The following is a 7307-nucleotide window of genomic DNA, read 5'->3' as shown; positions in this document are numbered from 1 at the left end:
AAGATACGTACCACCGCGCAGAGCTCCACGGTAAGGTACTCCGCCCGCTCCGGTGTGGAAAAAGAGACGGGCGAAAGCCCCCGCCCGCGCCCATCCCCCGCCCCGCCGGGGCGCGCCGCCGGTCCGCGCGCCCCCGCTTCGACCGCACCGGCTTCCCCATGGACCCCAAGGACCGGCTCGCCCGCCGCGACCGGCTGCGCGCCCGCGCGGTGACCACCACCGTGGTCGCCACCGTCGTCGCCGCGCCCGTCCTCGCGCTCTGGGCGGCGTACCGCGGCGCGCCCAGCACCGCCGAACACGGCACCGGCAACAGCACCCGGGTTTCGGCGAGCGGGTCGGAGACCCCGGCCGCCGAGGCCGACGGCCGCCCCTTCGCCGCCTACGAGAACGCCGGCAACGCGGCCCGCACCGGAGGCCGGCCCGCCTTCCCGCCGCCCGGCCACGTCACCGACGTCTCGGTCGAGGTGATCAGCACGGGCGCGCCGCAACCGCCCGGTGCCTCGCCGACCGCCGGCCCCGGCCGGCTCACGGCCCATGCGGTCACCCGCGGTGGGACCACCCTGCTGACGCTGAGCGCCTCCGGCGGCGCACCCGTGGACTGGTACCTGTGGTCGGACGCGTCCTGGCTGCACGCCAGTCGCACCTCGGGCACGCTGGCACCCGGAGAATCGGTCACCCTCAAGATCACCGTGGACCGGGACGCCCAGCCGCCCGGACCCTGGAGCGCCCGCGTCGGTGTGGAGCCGAGCGGCGCGGTGATCGCCGTACGCGGCCAGGGCCGCCCGGCCGAGCCGGCCCCGGACCCGACACCCACGCCGCCGACCCCGACTCCGACCCCGACACCGCCGGTGACCTCGCCCCCGAGCCCCGACCCGACGCCGCCGGCCACGTCACCGCCGCCCGAGCCGACCCCCACGCCGACCCCGCCGCAGCCGACACCGAGCCCCTCGGACAGCACCGGCGGAACGGTTTCCCCGGCCCCGTCGGCCTCAGCGACGTGAGCGCCCCGAGCAACCTGAGCGCCCGGAGCAACCCGAGCAACCCGAGCGACCCGAGCGACCCGAGCGGTCAGGCCGCCCCGACCGCTCAGAGCCGCCCGACCGCTCAGGCCAGGCCGATCCGTCAGACCCTGTCGACCGCTCAGACCGGATCCGCCGGATGCGGAGCCATCGGCAGCTGCGCCGCCATCCGCGCCTCGCACAGCTCGACCAGCGCCTCGTACCCCTGCTTGCCCATGAGCTCGGTCAGCTCCGCCCGGTACGACACGTACACCGGTTCCCCGGCCCCGTGCGCCGACGTCGCCGACGTGCACCACCAGTGCAGGTCGTGGCCGCCCGGACCCCAGCCGCGCCGGTCGTACTCGCCGATCGACACCTGGAGCACCCGGGTGTCGTCCGGCCGGTCGATCCAGTCGTACGTCCGCCGCACCGGCAGCTGCCAGCACACGTCCGGCTTCGTCTCCAGCGGCTCGCGACCCTCCCGGAGCGCCAGGATGTGCAGCGAGCAGCCCGCCCCGCCCGCGAAACCGGGCCGGTTCTGGAAGATGCACGAGCCCTGCCAGCGGCGGGTCTGCTTCTCCCCGTCGTCGTCGAACTGCGTCCAGCCGGTCGTGGTCCCCACCTCGTGGAACTGCCACAGCTCCGGCGTCAGCCGGGCCACGTGCTCGGCCACGCGCTGCTCGTCGTCCTCGTCGGAGAAGTGCGCGCCGAGCGTGCAGCAGCCGTCGTCGGCGCGGCCCTCCTGGATGCCCTGGCAGCCGCTGCCGAAGATGCAGGTCCAGCGGGAGGTCAGCCAGGTCAGGTCGCAGCGGAAGACCTGCTCGTCGTCGGCAGGGTCGGGGAACTCCACCCAGGCCCGGGGGAAGTCCAGGCCCTTCTCGTCGGGCTCGCCCCGGAAGGCGATCCGCACCCCGGCCGCGACCGCCCGCCGGGCCTTCGCCTGGGCCGAGTCCTTGACGGAGTCCTCGACCGAGTCCTTGGTCGAGCCCTTGGCCGAGTCCTTCGCCAAGCCCTTGGCCGAATCCTTGGCCTTGCCCTTGCCGGTCTTCTTGCTCTTGGCCTTGTTCGTGTCTGGCACAAACCCAAGCGTAAGCGCCCATGCGTGTCACCCGTACGCGTTCGTGCCAGTAGCGTTTCGCGTATGAGACTCGGTGTCCTTGACGTGGGATCGAACACGATCCACCTGCTGGTGATGGACGCGCACCCCGGCGCGCGCCCCCTCCCGGCGCACTCGCACAAGGTGGAACTGCGCCTGGCGGAGCTCCTCGACGAGCACGGCGCGGTCGGTGCCGCCGGGGTCGAGCGGCTCGTCTCCGTCATCGGCGACGCCGTGCAGGCCGCCGAGGACAAGGGCTGCGAGGACGTGCTGCCCTTCGCGACCTCGGCCGTACGGGAGGCCGCCAACGCCGACGAGGTGCTGGCCCGGGTGCGCGCCGAGACCGGCGTGGACCTCCAGGTGCTCAGCGGTGAGGACGAGGCCCGGCTGACCTTCCTGGCGGTACGGCGCTGGTTCGGCTGGTCGTCGGGCAAGCTGCTGTGCCTCGACATCGGCGGCGGCTCGCTGGAGATCGCGTACGGCATGGACGAGCAGCCGCACGCCGCCGTCTCCCTGCCGCTGGGCGCGGGCCGGCTGACGGCGGGCTGGCTCCCGGGCGACCCGCCGGACCCTGCGGACGTCAAGGCCCTGCGCCGCCACGTCCGGGCGCAGATCGCCCGGACGGTCGGTGAGATCACCCGTCTCGGCGCGCCGGACCACGTGGTCGCCACGTCCAAGACCTTCAAGCAGCTCGCCCGGATCGCCGGCGCGGCCCGCTCGGCGGAGGGCCTGTACGTCCAGCGCGAGCTGAGCCGCAAGTCGCTGGAGGAGTGGGTCCCGCGGCTGTCGGCCATGACGGTCGGCCAGCGCGCCACCCTGCCCGGGGTCTCCGAGGGCAGGGCCGGACAGCTGCTGGCGGGGGCGCTGGTCGCGGAGGGCGCGATGGACCTGTTCGGCGTGGACGAGCTGGAGATCTGCCCCTGGGCCCTGCGCGAGGGCGTCATCCTCCGCCACCTGGACCACCTCCCCTCGTAGGGCCCGCCGGGAGCGCGGCCCGCCGGTACGGGGCGGAGGCCGGCCCCGCCCTCCGCCCCGGCCTCCGGCCCCGTACCGGCGGGCCGCACAGGGGCCCCGTACCCTGTCCCCGTGGCAGAACCAGTGGTGCGCATCCCGGACGCGAAGGTCGCCCTGTCCACCGCCTCCGTCTATCCGGAGTCCACGGCGACGGCCTTCGAGATCGCCGCGCGCCTGGGCTACGACGGCGTCGAGGTCATGGTGTGGACGGATCCCGTCAGCCAGGACGTCGACGCGCTGCGCCGCCTGTCCGACCAGCACGGCATCCCCGTCCTCGCCGTCCACGCCCCCTGCCTCCTGATCACCCAGCGGGTCTGGTCCACCGACCCGTGGACCAAGCTCCAGCGGGCCCGGTCGGCCGCCGAGCGGCTCGGCGCGTCCACGGTCGTCGTGCACCCGCCGTTCCGCTGGCAGCGCCAGTACGCCCGCGAGTTCGTACGCGGCATCTGGCGCATGGCCGAGGAGACCGACGTCCGGTTCGCCGTGGAGAACATGTACCCGTGGCGTTACCGCGACCGCGAGATGCTCGCGTACGCGCCCGAGTGGGACGTCACCAAGGACGACTACCGCCACTTCACGGTCGACCTGTCCCACACGGCCACCGCCCGCACCGACGCCACCGCGATGATCGACCGGATGGGCGAGCGCCTCGCCCACGTCCACCTCGCCGACGGCAACGGCTCCAACAAGGACGAGCACCTCGTCCCCGGCCGCGGCACCCAGCCCTGCGCCGAACTGCTGGAACGCCTGGCCCGGACCGGTTTCGACGGGCACGTCGTCATCGAGGTCAACACCCGCCGGGCCATGTCCTCCGCCGAGCGCGAGGCCGACCTCGCCGAGGCCCTCGCCTTCACCCGGCTGCACCTGGCCAGCACCCTGGGCCCGCAGCACCCGGGGCGGCCCCAGCGGGTGCCCGGCTCATGACCGCCGAGCCCGGCCCCGAGCGACCCCGCCGCGGTCCCGGCCGCCCGCCCCGCGACGCCGTCGAGGAGGGTCCGGGCACCCAGGAGCGGATCCGGCTGGCGGCCCGCGCCGAGTTCGCCGAACGCGGCTACGACAAGACCTCCGTACGCGGCATCGCCAAGGCCGCCGGCGTCGACCCGGCCCTCGTCCACCACTACTTCGGCTCCAAGGACGACCTCTTCGCCGCCGCGATCGAGCTCAGCATGGAGCCCGCCCTGGTCGTCCCCGCGATCCTCGGCGAAGGCCCCGACGGCATCGGCGAGCGGCTGGCCCGCTACTTCCTCGGCATCTGGGAGAACCCGGTCACCCGCGCCCCGGTCCTGGCCGTGGTCCGCTCGGCCCTCACCCACGAGGCCGCCGCCAAGGTGCTGCGCCGGCTCGTACTGCGGCGGGTCCTGGAACGGGTCGCGGCCGACCTCGACGTACCCGACCCCACCTTCCGCGCCGAGCTCGCCGCCTCGCACATGGTCGGCATCGCGATCCTGCGCTACGTCGTCCAGGTCGAGCCCCTGGCCACCGCCGACCCCGAGGACATCGTGGCCCTGGTCGCCCCGACCCTGCAGCGCTACCTCACCCAGGAGTGACCGAGGGCGGCGGAGGCCAGGCATGATCAGCGGCAGCCGGACACGACCCGACACAACGGCGAACGACTGCCGACGACCGCCAACGACTGCCGATGACCGCCAACGACCGCGGACGACTGCCGCCGACCGCCGCCGACCGGAGAATGACCCTCCCGTCCCGCCATCCGGACTCCCTGTCCGGATCCCGGGCCGGAGGCGTAGCCTCGTACTGAGCCATATCCGCACTCACGGGGAGTAGACCCGATGCCCGAGCTGAGGTCCCGCACCGTCACCCACGGCCGCAACATGGCGGGCGCGCGCGCCCTGATGCGCGCCTCGGGCGTAGCGAGCGAGGACATCGGCAAGCCGATCATCGCGGTCGCCAACTCCTTCACGGAGTTCGTCCCCGGCCACACCCACCTCGCCCCCGTCGGCCGGATCGTCTCCGACGCCATCCGCGCCGCCGGCGCCGTCCCGCGCGAGTTCAACACCATCGCCGTCGACGACGGCATCGCCATGGGCCACGCCGGCATGCTGTACTCCCTGCCCTCCCGCGACCTCATCGCGGACAGCGTCGAGTACATGGTCGAGGCCCACTGCGCCGACGCCCTGATCTGCATCTCCAACTGCGACAAGATCACCCCGGGCATGCTCATGGCCGCCCTGCGCCTGAACATCCCGGTCGTCTTCGTCTCCGGCGGCCCGATGGAGGCCGGCCAGGCCACCCTCGTCGACGGCACCGTCCGCAAGCTGGACCTGATCGACGCCATGGTCGACGCCTCCAACGAGAACGTCTCCGACGCGGACGTCCTGCGCATCGAGGAGAACGCCTGCCCGACCTGCGGCTCCTGTTCGGGCATGTTCACCGCCAACTCGATGAACTGCCTCGCCGAGGCCATCGGCCTGGCCCTGCCCGGCAACGGCTCGGTCCTCGCCACCCACACCGCCCGCCGCGCCCTGTACGAGCAGGCCGGCCGCACGATCGTCGAGATCACCAAGCGCCACTACGAGCAGGACGACTACTCGGTCCTGCCCCGCAGCATCGCCACCCGCGAGGCCTTCGAGAACGCCATGGCCCTCGACATCGCCATGGGCGGCTCCACCAACACGATCCTCCACCTCCTCGCCGCCGCCCAGGAGGCCGGCCTGGACTACGACCTCAAGGACATCGACGCCGTCTCCCGCCGCGTCCCCTGCCTCGCCAAGGTCGCCCCGAACGTCGCGCCCGGCGGCACGTACTACATGGAGGACGTGCACCGCGCCGGCGGCATCCCCGCCATCCTCGGCGAGCTGCACCGCGGCGGCCTGCTCAACAAGGACGTGACGACGGTCCACTCCGCGAACCTGGAGGACTGGCTCGCGACCTGGGACGTCCGTTCCGGCACCGCCTCCGCCGAGGCGATGGACCTGTGGCACGCCGCCCCCGGCTGCCAGCGCTCCGCGACCGCCTTCTCCCAGTCCGAGCGCTGGGAGTCCCTCGACCTCGACGCCGAAGGCGGCTGCATCCGCTCCGTCCAGCACGCGTACAGCAAGGACGGCGGCCTGGCGGTCCTGCGCGGCAACCTCGCCGAGGACGGCTGCGTCGTGAAGACCGCCGGCGTCGACGAGTCCATCTGGACCTTCGAGGGCCCGGCGGTGGTCTGCGAGTCCCAGGACGAGGCCGTCGAGAAGATCCTGTCCAAGCAGGTCGCGCCGGGCGACGTCGTCGTCATCCGCTACGAGGGCCCCAAGGGCGGCCCCGGCATGCAGGAGATGCTCTACCCGACGTCCTTCCTCAAGGGCCGCGGCCTGGGCAAGGTCTGCGCCCTGGTCACCGACGGCCGCTTCTCCGGCGGCACGTCGGGCCTGTCGATCGGCCACGCCTCCCCGGAGGCGGCCTCGGGCGGCACGATCGCCCTCGTCGAGAACGGCGACCGCATCCGCATCGACATCCCGAACCGCTCGATCGAGCTCCTGGTCGACGACTCCACCCTGGCCGCCCGCCGCGCAGCCCTCGGCGGCGTCTACGCCCCGAAGACCCGCGAACGCACGGTCTCGGCGGCACTGCGCGCGTACGCGGCGATGGCGACGAGCGCGGACAAGGGTGCAGTGCGCGACGTCTCGAAGCTGGCCTGACGACGCGGGGGCTCCGCCCCCACACCCCCACGCCTCAAACGCCGGCGAGGCTGAGGGGGTCGGGGCTCCGCCCCGGACCCTGCCCCTGTTCGGGGCCGTGCCGGCCGTGGCGGACCTGCGGGTCCGCTGTGGCTGGTCGCGCAGTTCCCCGCGCCCCTGACGGGGCACGATCCAGCCCCGGAAGCGGAGCCCGCCCCATTCCAGCCCCGCCGGCGTTTGAGGCGCGGGGTACGGGGCGGAGCCCCGAAAGGGGTACGGGGCGGAGCCCCGGAACGGGTCCGGGCGGAGCCCGGTTTCGGGAAGGGGCGGGGTGGGGAAATGGCCCCGCGCAGCGGCCCGCCTCCGCCCGGCCCGTCCCATGGCCCGCCGGCACACCCCCGAAAGCCCCACCCCCCCCTTTGTCCCCGCCCCCCGTCAGGCGCCCTAATTATCCCATGGGGAATAACCCAGACGAGGCGCCAGCCCCCCCCCGGCCCAACCCCCCCCCCCCCCCCCCCCCCCCTCACTCCCCCCGCCCCCCCCCGCCGCCCGGCCCCGCCCCCCGCCCCCCCACCCCCC

The 7307-nt window shown here is 73.9% G+C and carries 6 protein-coding genes; 5 read left to right on the top strand and 1 reads right to left on the bottom strand.

What is annotated here, in order from left to right; translation table 11 throughout:
* Nucleotides 1-158 precede the first annotated feature (158 nt).
* Complete coding sequence (locus tag GPJ59_RS31210; RefSeq protein WP_219671278.1) at nt 159-1001, top strand: BACON domain-containing protein; 843 nt, start codon at nt 159-161, stop codon at nt 999-1001.
* 139 nt (nt 1002-1140) lie between these two features.
* Here the strand turns inward: GPJ59_RS31210 and GPJ59_RS31205 are convergent, their stop codons facing one another.
* Nucleotides 1141-1908, bottom strand: a complete 768-nt coding sequence (locus tag GPJ59_RS31205) for a hypothetical protein (RefSeq protein WP_308120583.1) — start codon at nt 1906-1908, stop codon at nt 1141-1143.
* Nucleotides 1909-2139: 231 nt separating this feature from the next.
* Here GPJ59_RS31205 and GPJ59_RS31200 point away from each other — a divergent pair, with 231 nt between their 5' ends.
* From GPJ59_RS31200 to ilvD, 4 genes are all read left to right on the top strand, one after another.
* On the top strand, nt 2140-3069 hold the full coding sequence (locus GPJ59_RS31200) for a Ppx/GppA phosphatase family protein (protein WP_219671276.1): 930 nt from the start codon (nt 2140-2142) through the stop codon (nt 3067-3069).
* A gap of 111 nt (nt 3070-3180) precedes the next feature.
* Nucleotides 3181-4032, top strand: coding sequence for a sugar phosphate isomerase/epimerase family protein (locus GPJ59_RS31195; protein ID WP_219671275.1), 852 nt, complete (start codon nt 3181-3183; stop codon nt 4030-4032).
* Nucleotides 4029-4655, top strand: a complete 627-nt coding sequence (locus GPJ59_RS31190; protein WP_219671274.1) for a TetR/AcrR family transcriptional regulator — start codon at nt 4029-4031, stop codon at nt 4653-4655. The genes GPJ59_RS31195 and GPJ59_RS31190 overlap by 4 nt, the downstream gene beginning before the upstream one ends.
* Nucleotides 4656-4898: 243 nt before the next feature.
* The gene (ilvD, locus tag GPJ59_RS31185) at nt 4899-6749 is read left to right on the top strand and encodes a dihydroxy-acid dehydratase (protein WP_219671273.1); all 1851 of its coding nucleotides are present in this window, start codon (nt 4899-4901) and stop codon (nt 6747-6749) included.
* Nucleotides 6750-7307: the final 558 nt, after the last annotated feature.

This window comes from Streptomyces bambusae (assembly GCF_019400985.1).
Taxonomy (GTDB): domain Bacteria; phylum Actinomycetota; class Actinomycetes; order Streptomycetales; family Streptomycetaceae; genus Streptomyces; species Streptomyces bambusae_A.
The sequence above is the reverse complement of the archived record's forward strand: the minus strand, read 5'-3'. Positions and strand labels throughout refer to the sequence as shown.

Coding starts and splice junctions, on each gene's coding strand:
- GPJ59_RS31210 (WP_219671278.1), top strand. CDS start 159: ATGGACCCCAAGGACCGGCTCGCCCGCCGCGACCGGCTGCGCGCCCGC.
- GPJ59_RS31200 (WP_219671276.1), top strand. CDS start 2,140: ATGAGACTCGGTGTCCTTGACGTGGGATCGAACACGATCCACCTGCTG.
- GPJ59_RS31190 (WP_219671274.1), top strand. CDS start 4,029: ATGACCGCCGAGCCCGGCCCCGAGCGACCCCGCCGCGGTCCCGGCCGC.
- ilvD (WP_219671273.1), top strand. CDS start 4,899: ATGCCCGAGCTGAGGTCCCGCACCGTCACCCACGGCCGCAACATGGCG.